The 23,241-nt window shown below is 72.0% G+C and carries 23 protein-coding genes; 14 read left to right on the forward strand and 9 right to left on the reverse strand.

The window, feature by feature from the left end; all coding sequences use genetic code 11:
* Positions 1–16: 16 nt before the first annotated feature.
* Positions 17–1,144, forward strand: a complete 1,128-nt coding sequence (locus ACFWJO_RS13635) for a mechanosensitive ion channel family protein (protein WP_386864884.1) — start codon at positions 17–19, stop codon at positions 1,142–1,144.
* Between the two features lie 40 nt (positions 1,145–1,184).
* Positions 1,185–1,607, forward strand: a complete 423-nt coding sequence (locus ACFWJO_RS13640) for a VOC family protein (protein WP_386864885.1) — start codon at positions 1,185–1,187, stop codon at positions 1,605–1,607.
* A gap of 27 nt (positions 1,608–1,634) precedes the next feature.
* Here ACFWJO_RS13640 and ACFWJO_RS13645 read toward each other — a convergent pair whose 3' ends face one another.
* Complete coding sequence (locus ACFWJO_RS13645; protein ID WP_386864886.1) at positions 1,635–2,153, reverse strand: hypothetical protein; 519 nt, start codon at positions 2,151–2,153, stop codon at positions 1,635–1,637.
* A gap of 191 nt (positions 2,154–2,344) precedes the next feature.
* Here ACFWJO_RS13645 and ACFWJO_RS13650 point away from each other — a divergent pair, with 191 nt between their 5' ends.
* On the forward strand, positions 2,345–2,905 hold the full coding sequence (locus ACFWJO_RS13650; RefSeq protein ID WP_386864887.1) for a hemerythrin domain-containing protein: 561 nt from the start codon (positions 2,345–2,347) through the stop codon (positions 2,903–2,905).
* A 109-nt stretch (positions 2,906–3,014) separates the two neighbouring features.
* Here the strand turns inward: ACFWJO_RS13650 and ACFWJO_RS13655 are convergent, their stop codons facing one another.
* The gene (locus ACFWJO_RS13655) at positions 3,015–3,926 is read right to left on the reverse strand and encodes a UbiA family prenyltransferase (RefSeq protein ID WP_386864888.1); all 912 of its coding nucleotides are present in this window, start codon (positions 3,924–3,926) and stop codon (positions 3,015–3,017) included.
* A gap of 78 nt (positions 3,927–4,004) precedes the next feature.
* On the opposite strand from ACFWJO_RS13655, the gene ACFWJO_RS13660 reads away from it, so the two are divergent.
* The 3 genes from ACFWJO_RS13660 to ACFWJO_RS13670 are packed head-to-tail and all read left to right on the forward strand — an operon-like array spanning position 4,005 to position 6,665.
* Positions 4,005–5,087, forward strand: a complete 1,083-nt coding sequence (locus tag ACFWJO_RS13660; RefSeq protein WP_386864889.1) for a type III polyketide synthase — start codon at positions 4,005–4,007, stop codon at positions 5,085–5,087.
* 7 nt (positions 5,088–5,094) lie between these two features.
* Complete coding sequence (locus tag ACFWJO_RS13665) at positions 5,095–5,637, forward strand: isoprenylcysteine carboxyl methyltransferase family protein (RefSeq protein ID WP_386864890.1); 543 nt, start codon at positions 5,095–5,097, stop codon at positions 5,635–5,637.
* A complete protein-coding gene (locus tag ACFWJO_RS13670; RefSeq protein ID WP_386864891.1) occupies positions 5,634–6,665 on the forward strand; it encodes an NAD(P)/FAD-dependent oxidoreductase in 1,032 nt (343 codons plus the stop codon). The genes ACFWJO_RS13665 and ACFWJO_RS13670 overlap by 4 nt, the downstream gene beginning before the upstream one ends.
* A gap of 8 nt (positions 6,666–6,673) precedes the next feature.
* Here the strand turns inward: ACFWJO_RS13670 and ACFWJO_RS13675 are convergent, their stop codons facing one another.
* Positions 6,674–7,432: a YqjF family protein gene (locus ACFWJO_RS13675; protein WP_386864892.1), complete on the reverse strand. Its 759-nt coding sequence runs from the start codon at positions 7,430–7,432 to the stop codon at positions 6,674–6,676.
* A gap of 85 nt (positions 7,433–7,517) precedes the next feature.
* Between ACFWJO_RS13675 and ACFWJO_RS13680 the strand changes: the two genes are divergently transcribed.
* On the forward strand, positions 7,518–8,000 hold the full coding sequence (locus tag ACFWJO_RS13680; RefSeq protein ID WP_386864893.1) for an SRPBCC family protein: 483 nt from the start codon (positions 7,518–7,520) through the stop codon (positions 7,998–8,000).
* Positions 8,001–8,021: 21 nt separating this feature from the next.
* Here the strand turns inward: ACFWJO_RS13680 and ACFWJO_RS13685 are convergent, their stop codons facing one another.
* Positions 8,022–8,351 (reverse strand): TfoX/Sxy family protein, encoded by a 330-nt coding sequence (locus tag ACFWJO_RS13685; RefSeq protein ID WP_386864894.1) that lies wholly within the window; start codon positions 8,349–8,351, stop codon positions 8,022–8,024.
* 52 nt (positions 8,352–8,403) lie between these two features.
* Positions 8,404–9,468, reverse strand: coding sequence for a LacI family DNA-binding transcriptional regulator (locus ACFWJO_RS13690; RefSeq protein WP_386864895.1), 1,065 nt, complete (start codon positions 9,466–9,468; stop codon positions 8,404–8,406).
* Between the two features lie 207 nt (positions 9,469–9,675).
* On the opposite strand from ACFWJO_RS13690, the gene ACFWJO_RS13695 reads away from it, so the two are divergent.
* Positions 9,676–12,117 carry a polysaccharide lyase 8 family protein gene (locus tag ACFWJO_RS13695; protein ID WP_386864896.1) on the forward strand — a complete coding sequence of 814 codons (2,442 nt, stop codon included), beginning with the start codon at positions 9,676–9,678 and terminating at the stop codon, positions 12,115–12,117.
* Positions 12,118–12,128: 11 nt separating this feature from the next.
* Here ACFWJO_RS13695 and ACFWJO_RS13700 read toward each other — a convergent pair whose 3' ends face one another.
* Entirely contained in the window at positions 12,129–13,025 is an 897-nt protein-coding gene (locus tag ACFWJO_RS13700) for an AraC family transcriptional regulator N-terminal domain-containing protein (protein ID WP_386864897.1), read from the reverse strand.
* Between the two features lie 110 nt (positions 13,026–13,135).
* Positions 13,136–13,675, reverse strand: a complete 540-nt coding sequence (locus tag ACFWJO_RS13705) for a YbhB/YbcL family Raf kinase inhibitor-like protein (protein ID WP_386864898.1) — start codon at positions 13,673–13,675, stop codon at positions 13,136–13,138.
* Positions 13,676–13,889: 214 nt separating this feature from the next.
* Between ACFWJO_RS13705 and ACFWJO_RS13710 the strand changes: the two genes are divergently transcribed.
* The 4 genes from ACFWJO_RS13710 (at position 13,890) to ACFWJO_RS13725 (ending at position 17,308) form a co-directional block, all read left to right on the forward strand.
* Positions 13,890–14,294 (forward strand): FKBP-type peptidyl-prolyl cis-trans isomerase, encoded by a 405-nt coding sequence (locus ACFWJO_RS13710; protein WP_386864899.1) that lies wholly within the window; start codon positions 13,890–13,892, stop codon positions 14,292–14,294.
* 150 nt (positions 14,295–14,444) lie between these two features.
* Positions 14,445–14,834, forward strand: coding sequence for a VOC family protein (locus ACFWJO_RS13715; RefSeq protein WP_386864900.1), 390 nt, complete (start codon positions 14,445–14,447; stop codon positions 14,832–14,834).
* A 156-nt stretch (positions 14,835–14,990) separates the two neighbouring features.
* Positions 14,991–15,665 carry a hypothetical protein gene (locus ACFWJO_RS13720; RefSeq protein ID WP_386864901.1) on the forward strand — a complete coding sequence of 225 codons (675 nt, stop codon included), beginning with the start codon at positions 14,991–14,993 and terminating at the stop codon, positions 15,663–15,665.
* A 134-nt stretch (positions 15,666–15,799) separates the two neighbouring features.
* The gene (locus ACFWJO_RS13725) at positions 15,800–17,308 is read left to right on the forward strand and encodes a DUF4246 domain-containing protein (RefSeq protein ID WP_386864902.1); all 1,509 of its coding nucleotides are present in this window, start codon (positions 15,800–15,802) and stop codon (positions 17,306–17,308) included.
* Positions 17,309–17,374: 66 nt separating this feature from the next.
* Here the strand turns inward: ACFWJO_RS13725 and ACFWJO_RS13730 are convergent, their stop codons facing one another.
* Together ACFWJO_RS13730 and ACFWJO_RS13735 are read right to left on the reverse strand one after the other, a co-directional pair.
* On the reverse strand, positions 17,375–19,285 hold the full coding sequence (locus ACFWJO_RS13730; RefSeq protein ID WP_386864903.1) for an FHA domain-containing protein: 1,911 nt from the start codon (positions 19,283–19,285) through the stop codon (positions 17,375–17,377).
* 257 nt (positions 19,286–19,542) lie between these two features.
* Positions 19,543–21,354: an FAD-dependent oxidoreductase gene (locus ACFWJO_RS13735; RefSeq protein WP_386864939.1), complete on the reverse strand. Its 1,812-nt coding sequence runs from the start codon at positions 21,352–21,354 to the stop codon at positions 19,543–19,545.
* Between the two features lie 265 nt (positions 21,355–21,619).
* Between ACFWJO_RS13735 and ACFWJO_RS13740 the strand changes: the two genes are divergently transcribed.
* Together ACFWJO_RS13740 and ACFWJO_RS13745 are read left to right on the forward strand one after the other, a co-directional pair.
* A complete protein-coding gene (locus ACFWJO_RS13740; RefSeq protein ID WP_386864904.1) occupies positions 21,620–22,015 on the forward strand; it encodes a hypothetical protein in 396 nt (131 codons plus the stop codon).
* Between the two features lie 209 nt (positions 22,016–22,224).
* Positions 22,225–23,130, forward strand: coding sequence for a DUF4436 family protein (locus ACFWJO_RS13745; RefSeq protein WP_386864905.1), 906 nt, complete (start codon positions 22,225–22,227; stop codon positions 23,128–23,130).
* Positions 23,131–23,241 lie beyond the last annotated feature (111 nt).

A 23,241-nucleotide genomic window follows, 5' to 3' on the forward strand; every position in this document is an offset into this window, starting at 1 on the left:
ATCGACTGGGGAGCACATGGAGAGCCTCATCCGGCTGGCGATCTCCGTCGGCGGCTCGGCCCTGGCCGCGTTCGCCGTCTGCCGCGCGGCGGACATGCTGGCGCGGTTCGCCGACGCGCGGCATCCGGAAACCCCGCTGTGGGGGCTGCTGCGCCGCTGCCGTACGCCGCTGTACGTCGTGGTGCTGGCCGCCCTGCTCAGATGGGCCTATTCGGTGGCGGCGCCCGGACAGGAGCCGCTCGAAGAGCACGCGGGGGCGGTGAGCCGCGTCCTGCTGTTGTGCCTGATCGGCGGCGGGGCCTGGCTGGCGGTACGGACGGTCTCGGCCGTCGTCGAGTCCTCGTACGCGCGGTACGCCGGACGTTCGCGCGACGCGGCACGGCTCCGCCGCGTCCGTACGCAGGTCACGCTGATCATGCGGGTGGTGTCCGTCGCCGTCGGCGTGCTCGCCGCCGCCGCGGCCCTGGTCACCTTCCCCTCCTTCCGTACGCTCGGCACGTCCCTGCTCGCCTCGGCGGGCATCGTCGGCATCGTGGCCGGCGTGGCGGCCCAGTCGACGCTGAGCAACCTCTTCGCCGGCTTCCAGATCGCGTTCGGTGACATGGTCCGCATCGGTGACACCGTCGTGGTGGACGGCGAATGGGGCGTCGTGGAGGAGGTGACGCTCACCTTCCTCACGGTCCGGACGTGGGACGAGCGTCGCGTCACGCTCCCCGTCTCGTACTTCACGTCACGTCCGTTCGAGAACTGGTCGCGGGGCGGCGCGGAGATGACGGGTTCGGTGTTCGTGCACTGCGACCACACGACGCCGGTCGCGCTCGTACGGGAGCACCTGCGGGAGTTCCTCGGCACGTGCGACACCTGGGACGGGCGGGGCTGGGACCTCGCCGTCACCGACACCTCGCCGACCGGCATCACCGTGCGGGCGATCGTGACCGCCAAGGACGCCGACGACCTGTGGACGACCCGTTGCGCGGTACGGGAGGAACTCGTCGGCTGGCTCGCGCGGGAGCACCCGGGCGCCCTCCCCAAGGTGGTCACCGCTCCCGCGGCCGATGCCGTCGACCAGCCGTGGCTTACCGCCCGGGCACCGCGGCAGCGGCGTCCCCGCCGGCCCTCCCGGAACTCCACCCGGGGCTGCTGAGCCCTGGCTTGGACGCGGCGGCGCGGGGCACACGGGAGACATGACTGTTCCCAAGACCAGCGTGCTGGTACTCGACTCCACCGATCCGGATCCCCTGGCGCGGTTCTACGCGGCCCTGCTGGGCGGGACCGTCGAGCCCGCCGGGGGCGACCACGACCTGCTGCTCGTCTCCGGCCATTCCGGTGTGGTGCTGGGGATCCGACGTGACCTGGGGCACGCGCCGCCGAGCTGGCCCCGGCCCGAGGACTCGCAGCAGGCCCACCTGCAGATCTTCGTGGCGCCGACCGCCCTCGACGAGGCCGAACGCGAGGCGGTGTCGCTCGGCGCACGGCCCGTGGCGGCGGAGCGCGACGGGACCAGGACCGACCGCCGCACGGACCTTCGCCGCTACATGGACCCGGCCGGCCACTCCTTCGTCCTCACCACGGTGTCCCCCGCCCGGGACACGGCTCCCGCCGCGTGACGCCCGGTCCTCCGTGCCTTCCGGCGGTCACGTCGGCAGGGCGGCCTGGAGGCGGTCGCGGAGTGCCGCGCCGTGGAGGTCGGCTATCGGCGCCAGGACGTCGGGGTGGCGCAGCAGGGCCGCCGACCGGTGGTCTTCCTCGGTCGGATCGGTCAGGCGCCGGAAGGCGACGGGTGCGGTGTCGCCGCCCGCCGCGACGACCGCTTCGGCCGCGAGGGTGGCCAGGGCCGGGGAGGCCAGCAGGCAGGCCGCCCAGCTGGTGACGACCTCGTCGACCCAGGAGCGCCACGCTTCGGTGTCGTCCGCCACGGCGGCGTCCGCCCCGGTGATCCAGTCGAGACGGGACGCGCCTCCCGGACCCGAGAACGCCACGAGCTCGGCGTCCAGTTCCGTGGGGTAGCGCAGCAGCGCCGCCACCGTCACGGCCTGGCGGGCCTGGGCCTCGGCGAGGCCGCGCTGCAGCGCGCCGCGGGCAGGCGGGTAGGCCTGGACGAGCCACTGCGTCGTCGCCGCCACGATGGGGGCGAGAAAGTCGTCTGCGGGCACGGCTGACCGTCCGTACGGAGAAGAGGCGAGGAAATCCCCAGCACGATAAACCGGCACCTTGCGGACCCGAAATGACGCAGGTCACGCGGGACGGAACGGCGACACGCTGACGCTCCGGGAATTGCGACCCTTTTCGCCTTCCCTCGCGCTTCATTGGAAGCCCACACCGGACAACGGAAAAGGAGAGAGACATGGGACACGGTGGCGATGTCATCGCCGAGCTCACCGCCGACCACGAGGAAGTGGAGCAGCTGTTCGCCAAGATCCAGGGACTTCCTTCCGGGGATCCGCGCAGGAAGAACCTCGCAGATCAGGTCACCATGGAGCTGGTGCGGCACTCGGTCGCGGAGGAGTCCTACCTCTACCCGGCCGTCCGGGAGCACATGCCCAACGGCGACGCCCTGGCCGACAAGGAACTGCAGGACCACGCCGAAGCCGAACGCACCATGAAGGAGCTGGAGAGCTGCGCCGCCGATGATCCGCAGTTCGACGAGCTGATGATGCGGCTCATGAACGAAATCCGTTCCCATGTCGCCGACGAGGAGAACAACCTTTTCCCGCGGTTTCGCGAGGCGTGTCCCGCCGACATGATGAACGAACTGGGCGACAAGGTCCGCAAGGCGAAGAAGATGGCGCCGACCCGGCCCCACCCCTCCGCTCCCGACACTCCCCCGGCCAACAAGATCCTCGCCCCCGGCATGGGTCTCGTCGACCGGATGCGGGACGCCATGACCGGTCGCGGCAAGGACTGAGGCGCCCACGCCCGGCCCGCCCCGGCCCGGCGGGCGGCCGTCCGCCGGGCCGTCGCCCTCGTCCACGGGCCGTCCGCGGGCCGTCCTCGCCGGCGGCCCGCGGCCCCGTTCACGGCCAGGCCTGGCCGGCGGGCGAACCGCTTCCGGCGACCACCAGGAGCGCGGCGTCGAGGCCGGCCATGGCCATGACGGCGACAAAGGGCAGCCGTCCCCGCAGCAGAGCGGGCGGTCCGGCGACCGCCACGGCGCAGAGTACGAGGGTCACGCCGGTCAGGACCGCTCCGGCCGCGGACACCGGGCCCGTCGGGCCGGCCGTCAGCAGCAGACACGAGGCGAGCGCGAGGACCGCGGCCGACGCCATGGACCCGCGCCGGCCCAGGCGCTGCGGGAGCCCTCGTACCCCGCCCGCGAGGTCCTCCTCGATGTCCGGCAGGACGTTGGCGAAGTGGGCACCCGTCCCCAGGAGCGCCGCCGCGGCGGTCAGCCACAGGGGCGGCCACGGGCGGCCCGGGAGGGTCAGCGTCAGGAACGCGGGCAGCAGCCCGAAGGCGACGGCGTACGGCAGCCAGGAGAGCACCGTCCGTTTGAGCCACAGGTTGTACGTCCATCCGGCGGCGACGCAGCCAAGGTGCACCGCGCCCGCCAGGAGTCCGCAGCCGAGGGACAGCGGGACGCAGAGAAGCAGGGCCGTGCAGGCCGCCGCGCCCACCGTGACCGGCCGTGCGGCCCCCGTGGCCAGCGGCTTGTCCCGCCGTCCCGCGGCGCGGTCGCGCCGGAGGTCCAGCCGGTCGTTGCACCAGCCGATCGACAGCTGACCCGCGGCGACGGCGGCCACCGCCGTGGCCGCGGCGGCGAGGTCCAGGCCGAAGGCCGCGGCCAGCAGCGCCGCGAGGACCGTCACGGTCGTCGCGGGCCCGGGGTGACTGGCCTTCAGCAGGCCCAGGGCGGCCGAGCGTTCCGGCGGGCCGGTGACGGGCGGAGCGGCGAGGCGGGGGGATCCTTCGTCCGTGGTGGGGCGCACCGCACCACGCTAGGCGACGGCGCGCCCATGACCACCGGGTTGAGGGTGTCGGCGCCTCATCGTCCCTATGTTGGACCAATGACCCGCGTCCTCGCGGTGAGCACGGCCTTCCCGCCGCACCGCTACATGCAGCACGAGATCACCGAAGACCTCGTCTCCGGCCTGCCGCCCGGTCCGGACAGGGAGCTCGTGCGCCGGCTGCACGCGGCGGCCGGTGTGGAGAGCCGTCATCTCGCCCTGCCCCTCGACCGTTACCGTGATCTCGGCACGTTCGGCGACACCAACCGTCTCTTCGTCGAGCTGGCCGTCGCGCTCGGCGCCGAGGCCGTCGGGCAGGCGCTCCACGAGGCCGACGTACGGCCGGAGGAGGTCGACCTGGTCGTCTCGACGACGGTGACCGGCATCGCGACGCCCTCCCTGGAGGCCCGGCTCGCCGCACGGATCGGTCTGCGGCCGGACGTCAGGCGCACGCCCCTGTTCGGGCTCGGCTGCTCCGCGGGCGCCGCCGGCCTGGCCCGCGTCCACGACTTCCTCGACGGCCGGCCGGACGGTACCGCCCTGCTTCTCTCCACCGAACTGTGCTCGCTCACCTTGCAGCGCGCCGACATGTCGACGGCGAACCTGGTGGCCGGCGGTCTGTTCGGGGACGGTGCCGCCGCACTGGTGGCCGTCGGCGGTGACCGCTCGCCCGCGTCCCCGCCCACGGTGTCACGGCCGCCCGGAGCCTCCGTGCCGAGTGTCGTGGCGGTGCGCAGCCGCCTGTATCCCGGGACCGGGCATCTGCTGGGGTGGGACGTCGGTGACTGGGGCTTTCGCATGGTGCTCGGTCCGGAGCTCCCCGAACTCGTCAGGCTCCACGTGGCCGAGGAGGTCGAGTCCTTCCTCGCCGCGCACGACCTGAAACCCGGGGACGTGGGGGCGTGGATCTGCCATCCCGGCGGCCCGAAGATCCTCGACGCGCTCGCCGACGGGCTCGGCCTGCCGGACGCGGCCTTCGCGGCGAGCCGCCGCGCCCTGGCCGGCTACGGCAACCTGTCCTCGGCGTCGGTGCTGCACATCCTGAAGGAGACGCAGACCGGCCGGCCGCCGTCCGGAACGACGGGCCTGGTGATCGCTTTCGGGCCCGGCTTCTCGTCCGAGCTCGTCCTCCTGGCGTGGTGAGGCCGTCGTGACGCCGACGCCGTACACCGCGCTGGTCCTGCTGGTCGTCGCGGAACGCTTCGCGGAACTCGCCGTGGCGCGGCGCAACGGGGCCTGGAGCCGGGCCAGGGGCGCGCGCGAGCACGGCGCCGGGCACTACCCGGTCATGGTGGTCCTGCACGCCGCGTTCCTCCTCGGCTGCCTCGTCGAGCCCTGGGCGGCCGACCGGCCCTTCCTGCCGTGGCTCGGCTGGCCCGCGCTCGTTCTCACGCTGGCCGCCCAGACCCTGCGGTGGTGGTGCATCGGCACGCTCGGGCCCCGCTGGCACACCCGGGTGCTGATCGTCCCCGACCTCCCGCTCGTGGCCTCCGGTCCCTACCGCCTCCTGCGGCACCCCAATTACGTCGCGGTCGTCGTCGAGGGCGCGGCCCTGCCGCTGGTGCACACCGCCTGGCTGACCGCCCTGGGCTTCTCGCTCCTGAACGCGGCGCTGCTCACCGTGCGCATCCGCTGCGAGAACACCGCGTTGGCGCCGTCACGCGCCCTCTCCTCCACCGGAGCCGCGCCGTGATCGACCTGCTCGTCGTCGGGGGCGGCCCGGCGGGTCTGGCCACCGCGATCCACGGGGCGCGACGGGGCTTGGAGGTGGTGGTCGCGGAGCCGCGGCCGGCGCCGATCGACAAGGCCTGCGGCGAGGGGCTGATGCCCTCGGCGGTGCACGCCCTGGAAGCCCTCGGCGTGCCCGTGCCCGGCCGGGACCTCCGGGGCATCCGCTACGTGGACGCCGCCGGTGACCGCAGCGCCGAGGCCCGGTTCCGCACGGGGCCGGGTCGCGGCGTGCGCCGGACGGTGCTGCACGAGGCCCTCGCCGCCCGGGCCGCGGGGCTCGGCGTTCCGGTCGTCCCGCGCCACATCCGCGAGGTGACCCAGTCCGACGCGTGGGTGACCGCCGACGGGATCACCGCCCGCTATCTCGTGGCGGCCGACGGACTGCACTCGCCCACGCGGCGCGCCCTCGGTCTGGCCGTGCGGCCGGCCGTCGGCCGCCGGCACACGCCCCGGTACGGACTGCGGCGTCACTACGCCGTCGAGCCGTGGACCGACCTGGTCGAGGTGCACTGGTCCGCCGCTTGCGAGGCGTACGTCACTCCGCTGGGGCCGCGGCAGGTCGGCATCGCCGTCCTCACCTCGTGCCGGCTGCCCTTCGACGAACAGCTGACCCGCTTCCCCGCGCTGGCCGCCCGTCTGCGCGGGGCCGAGCGGACGCCGGTCAGGGGCGCCGGGCCGCTGCGCCAGCAGGCCCGCACCCGGAGGGCCGGCCGGGTCCTGTTCGTGGGTGATGCCGCCGGGTACGTCGACGCGCTGACCGGCGAGGGCCTCACGCTCGCCCTGACGGCGGCGGACGCCCTCGTACGCTGCCTTCGCGAGGGGCGGCCGGAGGCGTACGAGCGGGAATGGTGCCGCCTGTCCCGCAGCTACCGCCTCCTGACGAGGTCCCTGCTCTGGATCCGGAACCAGCCGCCCCTGGCGCCCCTGATCATGCCGGCGGCCGCCCGGTTCCCCGGCGTGTTCCGGAGCACCGTGAACCTGCTCGCCTGAGCCCGCCGTCAGAGCACCGGGCGGGACGGACCCAGGCGGACGGGGCCGACGCCCGGCGACACGTGCACCAGAGGCGAGGGTTCGGGGTCGGGAAGGCCGGCGCTCCGGGTGAGGGTCTGTTCGAGCTCTCCGACCGTCCCGTGCCTGAGCGGCCAGGGCTCGTGGTGCACCGGTGTGAGCCACAGGAGGCCCGCAGCGCGCGAGAGGGCGACCCACCGGGACGTGAGCCAGTCGTCGAGGGGCGACATCTCCTCGACCGGGGCGCCCGCGCGGATCCGCATCCGGTATCCGACGCCTTCCGCGCCCCGGCGCCGCCCGCCGTAGAACGTGTCGGCGCCGCGCTCACGCACCGTCAGATCCGCCCACCGGTAGCGCACACCGATCGCCCGCCCGGCCAGGAGGTAGGGCGCGGTGACGTCGAGGGAGAAGAACCACAGCCCGCTGGGTCCGCCGGGCAGCCGTACGTACGTCCGCAGGTTGGTCTCGGGAAAGGCGGCGGGAGGCAGCGCCACGGCTCCCAGGCCGCGGACGGACGACATCGTGAACGGCGTCAGGCTGACCCAGGCCCGGTCCTCGAACCGGTCCACGAGCAGCCCCCTGGGCAGCAGGCGCTGAACGACCTCGGCGTCGTACCTCCAGTGCACCATGGCGAGCCGTTCCCACCGCATGCTCAGCAGCGGGAAGGCGACGGGCTCGGGGCCCCGTCGGGGTGGCGTCCGTGTGAGCACCTTCTCGTCCAGTTTCGGCTTGCTGCCCTGGGGGCTCATTTTAGTCTGGACTCGAACAGGCCCCGTTCTCTTCGCGTGGGGCATGTGAACCACCGGGCTTCATCCGCACCACCGGGAACACGCCATGACGGAAGCGGACCGGACTCCCCTGCGGGTCGACGTCGTGACCGAGACCGTGATCGACGTCCCGTGCGAACGGGTCGCGGCCTACGCGGCCGACCCGTCGAACGCGCCGACGTGGTACGAGAACATCGCGTCCGTCGAGTGGCTGACCCCGCCTCCCGTCGCGATCGGCTCGCGGATGGCGTTCGTCGCCCGCTTCCTCGGCCGGCGGCTGGCCTACACGTACGAGATCACGGCGTACGAGCCGGGGCGCCTGCTGGTGATGCGGACCGCCGAGGGGCCCTTCCCGATGGAGACCACGTACACGTGGGAGCCGTACGGGCAGGCCGGGGACCACACCCGCATGACCCTGCGCAACCGGGGCGCGCCCCGTGGCTTCGCCGCCCTCGCCGCGCCCGCGGTCGCGGCCGCCATGCGGCGCGCCCAGCGCAAGGACCTCGCGCGGCTCAAGGCCCTGCTGGAGGGCTCGGCGGCTCGGGAGTGAGACTCACCGGCCTCGCGGGGGCTACTTCGGCGGCAGGGTTCCGACGAAGGCCGCCGACGTCGTCACCCAGTGCCGCAGGACGGAGTCCTCGGCGAGCGCGGGGCCCGAGACCGTCACCCAGCCGCGCATCGGCCGGCCGGTGAAGTCCATGGGCCGGGCCTCGGGCCGGGCGAGCTCCTGCTCGGCCCGGTCCGGTCCCACCCGCGCGATGAGCTCGTCGCCGACCACGCCGACGGTCATGTTGCCGCCCATCAGGAAGGCCAGTCCGCCGAACATCCGCTTCTCGGTGATGCCCGGCCGTTCGCCGAGCTGCTCCCGGATCCGCTGGGCCAGGCCCTCGTCGTACGTCATGCGCCCACTGTCCCGCAGCGGGCCGTGATCCGCCCGGTGCCGCGGCCGCCTGTCACGCGCCGCTGGAGGAGCGCACCCGGAGGCGGGGCAGGACGAACAGCCGATGGCGGGCGGCGTCCGGACGGTCGAGCCGACGGACCAGCAGTTCCACCGCCGATGCGCCGACCTCGTGCTTTGCCGGGGCGATCGCGCTCAGCGGGATGTCGGCGAGCCCCGCCACCTCGTCGTCGTACGCCACGACGGCGACGTCGTCGGGAACCCGCACCGACCGCGCGCGCAGCCGCCTGAGCAGCGCGAGCGCCTCCTCGTCGGGGTGTGCGACGACTCCGTCGACGCGGCCCTCCGTCGCGGCGTCGAGGAGCTCCTCCATCGGACCGTCGTACTCCCGGCTCCCCGGGCCCGCGCCGCCGATGTCGAGGACGGACGGGGACAGGGGGGCGTCGAGTCCGGCCGCGCGCACGCCGGCTTCGAAGCCTTCGACGATCCACGGTGCGGTCGGGCTCGTGCCGCGCACGATCAGCACGAGGCGACGGCGTCCGGCCTCGGCGAGGTGCCGGACGGCCAGACGTGCCCCGTGCACGTGATCGGACACGACGTGGTCGATCCCGGCTTCCTCGTCCGCCTCGGGGCGGCGCTCCACGATCACCACGGGAACGGGCAGTTGCTCGTACCAGGCGCGTGGGCCCGTCGGAACCACCAGCAGCCCGTCCACCCCGTCGCCGATCATGCGCTCGGCCTGTGCCCGTTCCTCGTCCGCGTCGTAGCCGGAGATGTCGAGCACCAGCCGGACGTTCCGGGCGTCGGCGGCCTCGCGGGCGCCCTTGATCACCTCGGGGTAGTAGTAGTCGGCCGACGGCACGATCAGGCCGACGACCCGCTCCCGGCCGCGGGCCGGTGCGGCGGGCCCGGTCTCGACCGGGGCGGTCTCCGCCCAGGCCTCGGGCAGCATGGCTCCGCCGTGGACGCGGGCGACCAGCCCGCGCTCGGCGAGGGTCTCCACGTCCCGGCGGACGGTGACCGGGGACACGCCCAGCTCCGCCGCGAAGTCGCTGACGCGCAGCGAGCCCACTTCCCGCAGCCTGCGCAGGATCGCCTGGTGCCTGTTCTCCGCGTGCACTGCCCACTCCCGCCCTGTGGCCGCTGTTCCGGCACAGTGTAGCGAGTTCGTGATCGATCCTGATCGTTTCTCTTCTTTTAGCCGAGAGCTGTTTGATTCTGTCCAAACCGTTGCTGTCTTGTTTTTATGCGTGCTAGAAAACCCACGCCTACGAGCCAGCGACAGCGCCGAGGCAACGACGCGCTCCTCCCGTAAAGGACGTCTCCCATGTCTTCCTCGTGGCCTCGCCGCACCTTCCTCCACGCCGCGGGCGGCGGCGCGCTCGCCCTCGGAGTCAGCGGGGCGCTCGCGCCCCCGTCCGCCGCCGCCGAAGTCCCCGGCTCCGGCGGAGCGTTCACCGCGGCAACCGATGCCGAGTTCGACGCGCTGCGCGGCAAGTGGCGCGACCTCGTTCTCGGCAAGGGCTTCAGCCCGACGGCGGAGCCGTACCGGACCATCCTGAGCGGACTCGGCACCACCGCCGCCGGCTACCGGGCGACCATGGCCCCGGCGAGCGGTTCCCTCTGGCCCGGACGCTCCTGGGCCGACCCCGAGCCCGACCTCGACGCGGAGTCCTACGCGTTCTCGGCCGCCATGAACGACAGCTACAACCGGCTGCGCACCATGGCGGAGGCGTACTCCCAGCCGGGCACCGGCCTGACCGGGGACACCGGGCTGCGTGACGCCGTCCTCGCCGGGCTCGACCACCTCCACTCCGAGGTCTACAACGCGGACACCATCCGCTACGGCAACTGGTACAACTGGCAGATCGGCGCTCCGCAGGCGCTGATGGACACCTGTGTGCTGATGTACGACCACCTGTCGGCGGACCGGATCGCCGACTACTGCCGCGCGGTGGACGCGTTCGTCCCGGACTCGGTCTTCGCCTCCTACACGGGCACCAGCACCGGCGCCAACCGGGTCGACCTCTGCCGCGGCGTCATCCTGCGCGGGATCGTCGGCAAGGACCCGGCCAAGATCACGCTGGCCTCGCAGGCCCTCGCCCCGGTCTTCCCGTACGTCACCTCCGGCGACGGCTTCTACGCCGACGGATCCTTCATCCAGCACCGCAACGTCCCCTACATCGGCGGCTACGGCTCGGTGCTCCACGACGGCGTGGGCCGGCTGCTCTCGCTGCTCCGCGGTTCCCGCTGGGAGGTGACCGGCACCGACACCCAGCTGTTCCTCGACACCGTCGAGAAGGCCGTCGCCCCGTTCATCTACAACGGCCTGATGATGGACAACGTCAGCAGCAGGGGCATCAGCCGCGTCGGCACCAGTGACCACCAGCGCGCCCACGGTCTGATGGCGACCATCCTGCTGCTCGGCCAGGGAGCGAGCCCCGAGGAGAACGCCCGCTGGCGCGCGATGGTCAAGGGCTGGCTGCAGCGCGACTACCACTACCCCGCGCTGCGGAACCGCGGCCTGAGCCTGCTGAGGGCGTCGCTCCTGCAGGCGCTGCAGGACGACACCTCCGTCACGGCCGCACCCGAGCCCGTCGAGCACCGGCTGTTCCCCGCCATGGCCCGGGCCACCCACCGCCGTCGCGGCTGGGCGGCCTCGATCTCGATGGCCTCGAACCGCATCGCCCACTACGAGTTCGGCAACGGCGAACACGCCCGCGGCTACCACACCGGCGCCGGCTGGCTCTCCTGGTGGGGCAGCGACTTCGGCCTGGAGCAGTACTCGGACGCCTACTGGCCCACCGTCGACCCCTACCGCCTGCCCGGCATCACCGCGTCGCGCAAGCCGCTCGCCGACGGCGAGGGCGGCAACTGGGGCCAGCCCATGCCGGACGCGGCCTGGGTCGGCGGCACCACCGACGGCGAATACGCGGCCGTCGGCCAGCACCTCAAGGGCCTGTCCAGCACCATGAGCGCCAAGAAGTCCTGGTTCTGCCTCGACGACTCCGTCGTCTGCCTCGGCGCGGGCATCACCGCCAAGGACGGTCACGCCGTCGAGACGACCGTCGACAACCGCGCCCTCGGCGCCACGGGCGCTCCGGCCCTCACCGTCGACGGCAGGGCGCAACCGACGGCGCAGGGGTGGGCCGCCGACTTCGACGACGTCCACTGGGCCCACATCGCCGGGCACGCGGGTTACGTCTTCCCCGGCGGCACCAGGCTCGGCGCGGTGCGCGAGGAGCGCACCGGCTCATGGCGGGACATCAACACCGGCGGCACGACCGACCCGGTCACCCGCCGCTACCTGACCCTCTTCACCGACCACGGCGTCGACCCGGCCGACGGCGACTACGCCTACGTCCTGCTGCCCGGGGCCGGCGCCAGGACCACCGCCCAGCGCGCCGCCGACAAGGGCTGGCTGCGCGTCCTCGCCAACACCGGCGACCAGCAGGGCGTGCGCGTTCCGCGACTGGGTCTCACCGCGGTGAACTTCTGGACAGCGGGCAGCGTCGGCACGATCACCGCCGGTGCCCCCGCCTCCGTCCTGATACGGGAGCACCTCAACGGCACGGCGACCGTCGTCGTCTCGGACCCCGCGCGTCAGGCCGCCTCCCTGGAGGTCGTGTGGAACCGGCCGGTGGAGAAGGTGCTCTCCAGGCCCGCCACGGTCACCGCGGCGAGCACCGGCTCGTCGCTGAGGCTCACCTTCGGCGACCTCACCGGCCAGGCCGGCGCACCCCAGAAGGTCACCGTCCGCCTCGGCTGACGCCGGACTGCTCACGGCACGGCGGCGGCCACGGGACCGACGCGCTCGCGCATGCGTGCCGCGTCGACGCTCGGTGGCACACCGAACTGGCGCTTGTACTCCCGGCTGAACTGCGAGGCGCTGTCGTATCCCACGCGGCAGCCGACGCCGGTCACGTCCTGCGGGCGGTTGGCCAGCAGCAGCCGTGCCGTCTGCAGGCGGATCTGCTTCTGGAACTGGATCGGGCTCATCGCCGTCACCGACTGAAAGTTCCGGTGGAACGCGGAGACGCTCATCCTGGAGGACCGGGCCAGGTCCTCGACCCGGAAGGACTCCGCGTAGTTGTCCCGGATCCAGTCGACCGCCCGGGTGATGTGGCTCAGGCTGCTGTCGGCGAGGCCCAGTTGGCGGACCGCTTCGCCCTGCTCCCCCGTCATCAGCCGCCACAGGATCTCCCGCTTGACCAAGGGGACCAGCACCCGGCGGTCACGCGGCCGGTCCAGCAGACGCAGCAGGCGGACGATCGCGTCGATCAGCTCCGCCGGCGCCTCGCTGACCGTGATCCCCGGTCGGGGCGCCCCCGTCGAGCGCGGCAGGTCACCCGGCCCGGCCTGCAGCATGAGCTCCGCGATGACGGCCGGCTCCAGCGTCATCCCGAACCCGAGTTCCGGCCCGCCCGGTGCGACGCGTCCGGTCACCGGCAGATCGGCCGAGGTGACCAGATACTGACCGACCCCGTACTCGTACACCCGGTCCCCGATCGCGAGCCGCTTGCCTCCCTGGGCGATGACCGCGAGCATCACGCCGGACATCGCGTACTCCGGCTCGGCGCCCGGTTCGGCCCGGCAGATCCGGACGCCGTCGATGGCCGTGGTCAGGTCAGGCCGCGCATGCCGTTCCAGCAGGTCGCGAAGCTCGTCGAGGGACATGCCGCCATCTCACCACGGAGCCGTACGTTCATCCCGCCGATGAGAGGATCAGGCACGGCGGCGCGAGAATCGAGCACGTCCGCGCCGCTAGGCCCGTCAAGCGTGGGCGCCTACTCCCCCGTCTCCTCGTACGTGGCGATCAGCCGACCGCGGGCGATCGCGTGGAACCGGAGATGGAAACCGACGAGAGCGGGCGACGCGTCCGCGTCGGGCCCCAACCGCTCCTGGTCCACGGCGTACACCGTGAACACATAACGGTGCGGACCGTCCCCCGCCGGCGGCGCCGCCCCGCCGAAGTCCCTGCTGCCGTAGTCGTTGCGCGCCTGCACGGCGCCCGCCGGCAGCCCCGCGAAGTCCCCGGTCCCGGCCCCGGCCGGCAGCTCGGTGACATCCGCCGGGATGTCGAAGACCGTCCAGTGCCAGAACCCGCTGCCGGTCGGCGCGTCGGGGTCGTAGCAGGTGACCGCGTAGCCACGGGTACCTTCCGGGCCGGCCGACCAGGTCAGGTGCGGCGAGGAGTTGCCCTTCGCGTACACGTGCGCGTCCGGCAGGGTCCCGCCGTCCACCAGATCCTCGCTGCCGACCGAGAGCTCGGGCACCGGCGGGTGGAAGTCGTGCGGCAGCGGAGGTCGATTCGTCGGGTCGGTCATTCTCGTGTCCTTGCGTGTCTCGATGACATCGCCCGGTCGGGCGTGCTCCGCATCGGACCACGTGCCGGACGGCGCAGGCGGGCCGGCCGGAGGATCGTGCAAGGAGTCGCGATCTTTGTGCGCGATGCCGGTAGCGTGGCCGTCTGCCGCATGGAGGGTCCATGTGTCCGGCCGGTCCGTGCGCGGACTTCCGGTGGAGAACGACGAGGCTGCCATGAGTGAACCGACGAAGCCCAGGGTCGACGTTCCGGAGGGTGACGCCCCCACCGAGCTGACCGTCCGCGACCTGGTCGTCGGGGACGGGCCCGAGGCGAAGCCGGGCATGGTGCTCAGGGTTCACTACGTCGGCGTGACCTTCGAGTCCGGGAAGGAGTTCGACGCTTCCTGGGACCGCGGCGAGCCGTTCAAGTTCGCGCTGGGCGGCGGCAGGGTCATCAAGGGCTGGGACCGGGGGCTGCGGGGGATGAGGGTCGGCGGCCGGCGCGAGATCATCGTTCCGCCGCGTCTGGGGTACGGCAAGCAGTCGCCGTCGCCGTTGATCCCGGCGGGCTCGACCCTCGTCTTCGTGGTCGACCTGCTGGACTCGTACTCCGGCACCACCGGCTGGAGCAAGGGATAGGGAAGCCGGCCTCCTGCCGCCTCCACGGAGTCCGGAGAATTCCGCTGGATCCCCGGCAGCGACAGTGACTAACATCGGCCGGGACATCGCGTGTCGGTCACCGGCCGGGTGAGGCATGGAGGTGTCAGGAGATGCCTTCGGAGGCATTCCTTGTCAGTTGAGCTGAACCACACGATCGTCCACGCCCGGGACAACCGGGAATCCGCCCGGTTCTTCGCGGACCTGCTGGGGCTCGAGATCACCGCCGAGTGGGGCCCGTTCATCGCGGTCGCCCTGAGCAACGGCGTCACGCTGGACTTCGCCACGATCCCCGCGGACCGCATCACCATGCAGCACTACGCCTTCCTGGTCTCCGAGGAGGAGTTCGACGCGGCGTACGCGCGGATCACGGAGCGCGGCATCGAGCACTACGCCGATCCGCACCGGCAGCACCCGGGCACGATCAACCACAACGACGGCGGTCGCGGGGTGTACTTCATGGACCCGGCGGGCCACGCGATGGAGCTGATCACCGTGCCGTACGGCGGCCGGCCCTCGTAGGCAGGCACGCACACCGAGGGCCGCACCCCAACCGGGAGTGCGGCCCTCGGGCCGTGACACGGCGGCTGCGGCGAAGGTGTGGCCGGGACTGAACGGCCGCTGGGCACCTCCGGGGGACGGGGGGAACGAACGCGGGCCCGGCTCGTTGGTCACGCCATGAAGCACATCACCATGCGGCGCAGGCTGCAGATCCTGTCCGCCGTGGCCGCGCTGATGACGGGTCTCACGGGAACGGGAAGCGCGCAGGCGAGCCCTTCGGGGGCGGACTGTCCCACCGCGGAGATCTTCGCCACGAACAACACCGACGTCATCACGGACCAGGCCGATCCACGGCTGCGGACCCGGCTCGAGCGGTTCGGCCGCGACGTGCGGGCGATCATCCGCGCCCACGGCGCCAGGCCGGAGGCGTCGACCCTGCTCGACGGTGTCTTCTGGTCCGGCGAGCTGAAGCAGGCCACGTACGAGCGCTCACGCGAGTTCGACGTCGAAGAGGTCGGCCCGGACGGCCTCCGCCACATCGCGGGCGTCATCGCCAAGACGTACCACCAGGAGTCGGTGCTCACCTTCCGCTGCCTGCCGCGGACCTCTCCGGACACCGACGCGGTCGAGATCCGGGTTCCCGGCGTCACGCCGAGCCGTCTGCGCGACGCGCTGCTGGCGGACCCCGAGGCCCGGGAGGAACTCGTGGGCGGCTCCGTCACCCTCGACGGGAAGCTGATCCTCGTCGCCCCGCTCGCCGAGCTGCCCGTGGCCCGGAGGCTCACGGCGGCGCTCGGCGTGGACTGGAACGAGGCACGGGTCGACTACGGCGACAGGGAGTTCGTGAGCTGAACCGGCCGGCGCGGTCGTCGCCGGACTCCCCGCCGTCGATTCTCGGGCCGGGGCCGGCCCCGCGCCAGGCTGCTGTGTCAGTCCGCTGAAGTATCCTTCCCGCCGCCGCACACCGACTGGGAGGACCAAGAAAAGTGACTGGCCTGTCCGCTTTCCCGCTGCCGTTCCAGGCTTCCCGATCACTGTCCTACGCAACGCCCCGGACACTGCGGGAACTTGAGATCATGCAGTGCAGCGCTCACATACGGGCGAAGCCGGGGTGGTTCGACAAGATGAACGACGCCGACATCGTCGCCCGGTGGACGCGGGAGGCGCTCGACCAGGGCCTCTCCGAAGCCCAGGTGCGTTACGTGCTCGACGAACTCGCGCACTACGCCGCGCTGCGGGACGGACGCACCGGTGTCGAGGTGTCCGCCGTCGACGGGGTGTGGCAGTCGGACACGCTGGTCGACGACAAGCTCAGGTCCCGGCTGAGCGAGGCGGTCCGCGTTCTGGAACAGGTCCCCGAGGAAGAGAAGGACTGGCATCCCGGATCCGACGGACAGGTGCTGGACCTGGTCCATCCCTCACTGTTCTGCCTCGTGAGGGAGGCGAGCGGCGGGCCCGAGCACGCCTGGCGGAACCCGACGGACCGCTACTCGAAGCACGAGTTCTCGGAGAAGTTCCAGTGGCTGCCGACGGACGTCGACGTCAGTGACGCCGGCGACGTCACCTTCCTTTCGTACGTCAACAACGTCCACCCCGAGACGCACCACGAACTTGCCGCGGTTCTGCCGGACCTGTTCGCGCGCTTCCGCCCGCTGCTGGAGAACGTGCTCACCGATCTGCGCAATCCGCGCCCCCTGCGGATCGAGGCCGATCCGTTCGGGTGGTACGACTCGGAGCCGGAGCGTCCGGACAGGTCCGCCTACAGCGATGACGAGGCCTACGCCGAGGCCGACCGCGCATGGAGCCAGGAACTCGACGACTGGTGGGAGAACCGCCGTCCGGTCGTCCCGGACGCCCCGGCGTTCACCCCGCCCGAGGTGCCGGAGGCCTCCGCCCGGGTCGACCTGCGCGGCCGCCGGCTCCAGGTCATCGTCAAGCTCGCCACCATTCACCTCACCCCGGAAAAGCCCGAGTACTCCGGCGGTTCCTGGCACGTCGAGGGAATGCTGAACGAGCGGATCGTCTCGACCGGCATCTATTACTGGGACAGCGAGAACATCACCGAGAGCCGGCTGAGTTTCCGCACGGCACTCGACGACCCGTACTACGAACAGAACGACGACAACGGTGTGCGTGAGGTCTACGGTCTGGAGGACGAGGACGCGCTGAACCAGGTACTGGGATCGGCGTCGACCCCGGCGGGCCGCTGCCTGGCGTTCCCGAACATCCTCCAGCACCGCGTCGGGTCGTTCCGCCTCGAGGACCCGACCCGCCCGGGACACCGCAAGATCCTCGCGTTCTTCCTGGTCGATCCGTCGGAGACGATCGTCTCGACCTCCGACGTGCCGCCGCAGCAGCCGTGGGCGGAGACCTCGACCATGACGCTCGAACAGGCCAGGGAGTACCGCGAACAGCTGATGCGGGAGCGCAAGTTCTTCGTCGACGAACACAACGAGCAGCTCTATGAGCGGGAGTTCTCGCTCTGCGAGCACTGAGCTCGCCGGCCGGGGGGCCGGTCCGGTCGGCGTCCGGGATCGCGCGCCGTCCGGACCGGCCTCCCCTCACGTCGCGGCGGGGGCCCTCGTGGGGTCGTTCCTGGGATCCGTCGTGGCCGGTGGGTCCTGGCGGTAGAAGATGTCGATGTCCACCTCTTCGCCGCCGACGATCAGCGTGTCCCACGCCCCGCTCTCCCACAGGGTGCGCAGGGTGGAGGAGCCGAGCATCTCCAGGTGGTTCCGGAGGGTCGCGTCGTCGGGCATGCCGGGGACGCGCGGGGCCAGGCGGTCCCGGATTCCCCGCAGTCGGTCCATGAACGCGTCGATGTCCGCCTTCCTGTCCAGCTCCTTCCCTTCCGACTCCTCGATGCTCTGGGCGATCTTCTCCTTGATCGCCCGGCTGACGCCGTTCTCGTCGGTGGTGATCATCGTGTTCCAGGCCCGGCTCTTGTGCCGGTACTGGAGCATCGACATGGCCGCCTCGTGGCGTGCGAAGTCGGCGTCGCGGAACGGCCTGCCGGTCCACGCGCCGTTGAGCGACCGGGCCAGCGAAATGGCGGATCCGAGGCCGCTGTTGAGACCGCGTCCGGGCCAGAAGTGGATGGCGTTGGCCGCGTCGCCGAGCAGGAACCCGTACGTCCCCGGGGAGGTCGACGTGGCCGGGCGCAGCCGCGTGGTGAACCGGGGCCGCTGCACCATGTCGAGCCGGAAGGCCGTGACGGCGCTGAGGTCCCTCTCGGCGACGCCGAACAGCGTCAGCCCCTCCAGTACCCGCTTCCACAGGGCCGAACCCCTGACCATGGCGGGCAGGAAGAGGGTGCTGTGCGTGGGGCACTGGAAGTCGCCGTGGTCGTCCCGCCCCATGACGCAGGGGCGTGAGGCGATGCATTCCTCGAAGACGTGCCGGACCGGGTCGATGCCGACGACCTCGGCGGCCTCGGCGTCGGTGAGCCGCATGTTCAGGAAGCCTTGACCGCGAAGGGCGTTGAGGAGGAAGCGGTTCTGGGCCACGGTCAGCAGGACCGTCATGGGGTCCGTCAGGGTCGACCTGACCCGCAGGCCGAGGACGACGTCCTGAATGTGCCGACCCTGGAGCGAGTAGATGGACTTGTCGGCGTTGCCGAACTTGTCGATGAAGTGCTCGCGCGTCCGGGAGCGGCCGCCCTCACAGATGGCGAGGACGTGGTCGCGGACGTCTCCCTTCTCGTACTCGACCGGGTCGAACGTCTCGGGAACGAGCCGGATCCGCTCCGGCTTCTCGTTGGCCAGTTCGAGGAGGGTGTCCTCGATGTACGCGATCCGGAGGTTCCTCGGCTTGTGGCCGCGGAGCGAGTCGGGGCCGACCGGCCACATCTCGGTGTACGCGTCGCCGCGGAAGAGCCGTGCCTGCACCTCGTCGGGAAGGTTCAGGTACTGGCGGCTCTGCACGGTGACGACCTGCTGCCGCCTGACGTTGCCCTGGCCCTCGCTCTTCCAGACGACCCTCGCCCCGTCCTGGACCCACCGGCCGTCGTAGACGGTGATGTTCACGCGCGGCCCCATGAGGTGTTCGAGGAGCAGGGCGAAACTCAGTCCGACGGGACCACCGCCCGACACCGTCACGTTCAGCACGGACCCCTCTGCCAGGGTCGCCGCGGAGGGGGTGAGCGGCGCCAGCACGGAGAGGTCGAGGATGGTCTCCATGGTGTCGACCGCTTCGAAGCGGAACGTCTCGGTGCCGATCTCGATGAGATCTCCGGGCCGCAGTTCGTGTGAGGTCACGCGCGTCCCGTTGACGCGCGTTCCATTACTGCTGCCGCTGTCGTACAGCACGAATCCGTGGCCTTCGCGGCGCACTTCGGCGTGAAAGCGTGAGACGTTTCCCACGGTTATCACCACGCTGTTGTCGCCGTTACGGCCCAGGGTTAGCGGTGTTGCGCCGATCGGGAACTGCTGTCCTGCCAGTGAGCCTTTGTGGCCGACGAGCCGAGGAGGCATGGGTCACCCAATTCCATGAGTCACGGATCCGATGACGACATGCGAAACCGGTCACCAGGCAACTGCCCCCTTGTCTCACGCACTGCGAGTCGACCGGCACGCAGGGCAATCCTATTGCCGCCGCGAGGCCGCTGAGAAGGCGTCCGGACTGACCGATCATCACTCGGTGGCCATTCCGTGAAGATGTAACAGCGGAGGTCCGACTGGGGCTGACGCGTTCACGTGCGGCAGTTGTGGATCGTGTTCCGGTTCCGCGTTCAGCCCACGTCGAGCGCGTTGGGCAGGCCGAGCCGGTGGCGCAGCCGGTCGTGGCGCTTGAGCCCCTCCATCTCCGGGGCCCTGAAGAGCTTCCGCACCGTGCAGCGCGCGGCGGTCGAGCCCGTCCGGTCGAGCAGGGCGTTGACGGCCTGGCGGGCTGAGGCGTTGGCACCCTCCATGGTCGCCAGGTCGATGTCGACGGCCACGTAGTCGCCGGCCAGGAACAGGTTGGGGATCCTGGTGGCGGCCTGCGGCCGGTTGTGGAAGGTGCCCACGGGGTGGACGAGCAGCTGGTCCTCGTTCGTCGGGTTCGGGGTGCCGAGGCCGTCGACGCCCGGGTCGAGGAACCAGGAGTGGAGCGCGCTGTCCTTCAGCACCGTACGGCCGGAGTCGTTGAACGCGGCCTTCAGCTGCGCCCACACCTCACGGGCGACCTCCGTGCGCGTGCACTGCTTGGCCGTCCTGCCGTAGAGGATGCCGGGCCGGTCCCACTCCGAGATGTCCACGGAGAGGCAGTCGACGGCGGCCCCGTCGCCGTAGTCGGCGGAGAAGTCACGGGAAGGCCAGTGGCGCGCCTGCTGGATCGCCGTCAGCGACCAGGGCGAGTCGATGCAGTTGGCGTGTCCGGCGAGCAGCGGCGCGCGCTCCGTCAGATAGAACTGGATGCCCGTCATCCAGTCGGTCTCCAGCTTGTCGCACCGCGCCAGCTGCGGGTCCGCCGCCCGCAACGCCGCGCCCCAGGTCCGCCGGGCGTGTTCCACCGGGATCGCGGAGACGTAGTGGTCGGCGGTCACCGAGCGGCGCACGCCCTGCGGGTCCTCGACGACGGCTGCCCCGATCCGGTCGGCCGCGGAGTCGTAGGCCAGTTCCCGCAGCGTCCAGCCGATGCGGAACTCCACGCCGAGACCGGTGAGATGGACCGCCCAGGGATCGATCCAGGCCTCGTTGGTGGGCAGGTTGAGGATCCGGTCGAGGGGCCCGTCGGCGCCGCGCCCCAGAGCGTTGAAGGCGAAGGCCTCCAGGAGGGTGGCGACCGTTCGGGTGCTGGCCTCCTCGGCCTTCGTCGCGACGATGTTGCGGGTCAGTCCGACGGCCAGGATGCGCTGGTAGTCGTAGCTCATCCGCGCGGCCCCCAGGAAGTCCCACCAGGGCGTCCGCTCCCATTGCTCGTTGCGCCGCTCGTCGCAGCTGGTCAGGAAGACGAGGAAGCGGTTGACGAAGTACGCGGTCTCGTGGAGCGGGATCGAGTGGACGGTGTCGAGCAGGGCGGTCAGGGCGCGGCGGATCTCGTCGAGGGTGAGCTCGGCGGGCCGGTGGCCCGGCCAGGGAAGCGGGATGCGCAGGTCCTCGCGGCCGGTGCGGGCGAAGGACATCTCGGCCGGGGCGACGAGGTTGTCCCAGACGCCGTTGGCGTTCCCGGGGAAGGGAATGCGCCGCAGGGTGTCGGGGAGGTTGTGGTAGATGCCGGGGATGAAGCGGAAGCCGTGTTCGGCGGGGAGCGGGCGCCGGCTGCCGCGCGCGCTGCCGGGTACGTCCATGGAGCGGGCCTTGCCGCCCAGTGCCCGGCGCTCGTAGACGGTGACGCGGAAGCCGCGCTCGGCCAGTTCGTGTGCCGCTGTCAGGCCGGCCACGCCGCCGCCGAGTACGGCGACGGTCTGCCCCGCGGAGGGCTCGGCGGCCGTCCGCGCGGACGTCTCGGCGGCCGTGTCGGCGGCGACGGCCGGTGGCGCGCCGAGGGCGACTCCCCCGACGGCGGCCGCTCCGGTCACGGCGGCCGCGCCTGCCACGAAGGTGCGTCGCGAGTTGCCCATGCGGTTCATACCCCACCCCTTTACCGGCGGTAACCCGACGTCCGGCGCAGGAGCATAGGGCTGTCCCCCGTACCTCGGAAGGCACGCGCGGGCCCCGGTCACACTTGGCGCGATCCCGCCCCTCCCTCCCCGGACACCGCAGGAGGCGGCCGGACCCGCCGCTGGCGCCCCTCGCACCGCGCGAGCACACCGGATCCGGATAATGGCCCGCGGCAGGGGTGCCGCGCGCGGGTGCGGCCCGACCCGACGGAGAGACGAAGGATCCATGGCGCTCGAAGACGGCCGGCGGGTGAGGCTGGCGGCGGAACTCAGGCTGACCGGGTCGGTGGAGCCGGTCGGAGGACCGGCGGACACGGCAGGTGTCGTCGCCGGCTTCCTGTCGCTGGCGGCGGGAACCGAGGGCACGGTCGAGCGGGCGGAGGAACACGAGCGCGAAGAGGGCCCGGACGTCCGCGAGTACGTACGACTGAAGTCACTCCTCGACGACTTCGGCTCCCAGATGCCTCCGGGGAGCAGGAAGCAGCTCGAAGAACAGATCGGCACCCTGGAGCCCGCGTGGATCGCCTACCGGCAGGCCCGGCCGCGGGTGACGGTCCGCGTCCGCTTCGACAACGGATTCGTGCTCGACGGAGCGGACGCGGCCCTCTTCACCTCCTGCTGAGCTCTCCGGCGGCGGGTCCCGCCGGGGCGTCACGGCGGGGAGGAAGAGCGGCAGCCGCACGCGGCGGTGGGGTCCGTACCCGATCGGGGCGGCGCGGCCGGGGGCTTCGCCTCCGTGGCGGCGGGGCGCCGGAGACCTAAAGTACCGTCCTGTGATCGAAGAGTGACCCCCCGTCCGGCCGCTGCCCTTCTCGCCCCGCCGGAGTCACCATGACCCCGCCCACGCACTCGCCCCGGCCCCGTCGCCCCCGTCGTTTCGGGGCGTCACTGCTGCCGGTCCTGGTTCCTCTCGCGGTCCTGATCGTGGTGGCGGTGGCCGTGGGCTCGTGGCTGCAGTTCACCGAGCGGCAGGCGAACGACGCGGTCCACGCGGTCGGGTCCCGGGCCGCCGACCGGGTGGAGGTGGAGGCCGTCGTCCAGAGCGTCGACGCCGCGGCCAGGGAGCTCGTCCTGCGGGTCCGTGTCGTCCCGCTCGGGGCTCTCGGCGAGGAGGGAGGGACCGCCCCGGTGGCCGATCTCCGCCTCCAGACCTCCGTGGCGACCCTCGGCGACCTGGCGTTCCCCGCGCACGAGCGGATCGCGCCCGAGGACGTGCAGGTCGCGCTCACCGGTGGATCGATCGGCGACTACCCGTTCGACACCTACGAGACCGACCTCGAGTTCTGGGCGGTGCTGGGGGGCAGGGAGGTGCCGGTGCGGATGCTCTTCTCGAACAACGCCACGCTCTTCTCCGTCTCCGCGACACCCCTGGCTTCCGGTGAGGAGGCCGCGATGGGACTGGAGCTGTCGCGATCCGCCAGCCTCCTCGTCTTCGCGGGCTTCATGATGGTCGTGATGTGGGCGCTGGCGGCGTCCGTACTCATCGGAGCCTGGTACCTGACGACCCATGGCGAGGGCATCGTCTGGCCCGCCCTCGCCTGGATGGCCGCCACGCTGTTCGCCCTGGCGGCGTTCCGCAACACCGCTCCCGGCACGCCCCCGATCGGCTGTGTGCTGGACTGGTTCGCCTTCCTGTGGGCCGAGACCGTCATCGCCCTGTGCCTGATCACCGTCGTCGTCACCGGCGTCCGCAGCGCTCTCCGCATCGCGCTCCGCGCGGAGGACACCGCCACCTGACCCCTCAGCCGTCCCGGGCCCGCGCGGCCGGACGCAAGGGCGCGGCCCCCTGCCCCCCCGGGGGGGGAAAAGAACGGGGGGGGGCACTGAGGGGGGGGGGGGCCTCCGCCC

The sequence above is a fragment of the Streptomyces sp. NPDC127092 genome (assembly GCF_042722475.1).
Taxonomy (GTDB): domain Bacteria; phylum Actinomycetota; class Actinomycetes; order Streptomycetales; family Streptomycetaceae; genus Streptomyces.

Bases quoted from the DNA above. Each gene is read 5' to 3' on its own strand.
- ACFWJO_RS13700 (WP_386864897.1), bottom strand. From the start codon at position 13,025: ATGTCCCTCGACGAGCTTCGCGACCTGCTGGAACGGCATGCGCGGCCT.
- ACFWJO_RS13745 (WP_386864905.1), top strand. From the start codon at position 22,225: ATGACCCCGCCCACGCACTCGCCCCGGCCCCGTCGCCCCCGTCGTTTC.
- ACFWJO_RS13740 (WP_386864904.1), top strand. From the start codon at position 21,620: ATGGCGCTCGAAGACGGCCGGCGGGTGAGGCTGGCGGCGGAACTCAGG.
- ACFWJO_RS13660 (WP_386864889.1), top strand. From the start codon at position 4,005: ATGACCCGCGTCCTCGCGGTGAGCACGGCCTTCCCGCCGCACCGCTAC.
- ACFWJO_RS13685 (WP_386864894.1), bottom strand. From the start codon at position 8,351: ATGACGTACGACGAGGGCCTGGCCCAGCGGATCCGGGAGCAGCTCGGC.
- ACFWJO_RS13705 (WP_386864898.1), bottom strand. From the start codon at position 13,675: ATGACCGACCCGACGAATCGACCTCCGCTGCCGCACGACTTCCACCCG.
- ACFWJO_RS13640 (WP_386864885.1), top strand. From the start codon at position 1,185: ATGACTGTTCCCAAGACCAGCGTGCTGGTACTCGACTCCACCGATCCG.
- ACFWJO_RS13730 (WP_386864903.1), bottom strand. From the start codon at position 19,285: ATGCCTCCTCGGCTCGTCGGCCACAAAGGCTCACTGGCAGGACAGCAG.
- ACFWJO_RS13675 (WP_386864892.1), bottom strand. From the start codon at position 7,432: ATGAGCCCCCAGGGCAGCAAGCCGAAACTGGACGAGAAGGTGCTCACA.
- ACFWJO_RS13680 (WP_386864893.1), top strand. From the start codon at position 7,518: ATGACGGAAGCGGACCGGACTCCCCTGCGGGTCGACGTCGTGACCGAG.
- ACFWJO_RS13650 (WP_386864887.1), top strand. From the start codon at position 2,345: ATGGGACACGGTGGCGATGTCATCGCCGAGCTCACCGCCGACCACGAG.
- ACFWJO_RS13735 (WP_386864939.1), bottom strand. From the start codon at position 21,354: ATGGGCAACTCGCGACGCACCTTCGTGGCAGGCGCGGCCGCCGTGACC.
- ACFWJO_RS13720 (WP_386864901.1), top strand. From the start codon at position 14,991: ATGAAGCACATCACCATGCGGCGCAGGCTGCAGATCCTGTCCGCCGTG.
- ACFWJO_RS13695 (WP_386864896.1), top strand. From the start codon at position 9,676: ATGTCTTCCTCGTGGCCTCGCCGCACCTTCCTCCACGCCGCGGGCGGC.
- ACFWJO_RS13635 (WP_386864884.1), top strand. From the start codon at position 17: ATGGAGAGCCTCATCCGGCTGGCGATCTCCGTCGGCGGCTCGGCCCTG.
- ACFWJO_RS13710 (WP_386864899.1), top strand. From the start codon at position 13,890: ATGAGTGAACCGACGAAGCCCAGGGTCGACGTTCCGGAGGGTGACGCC.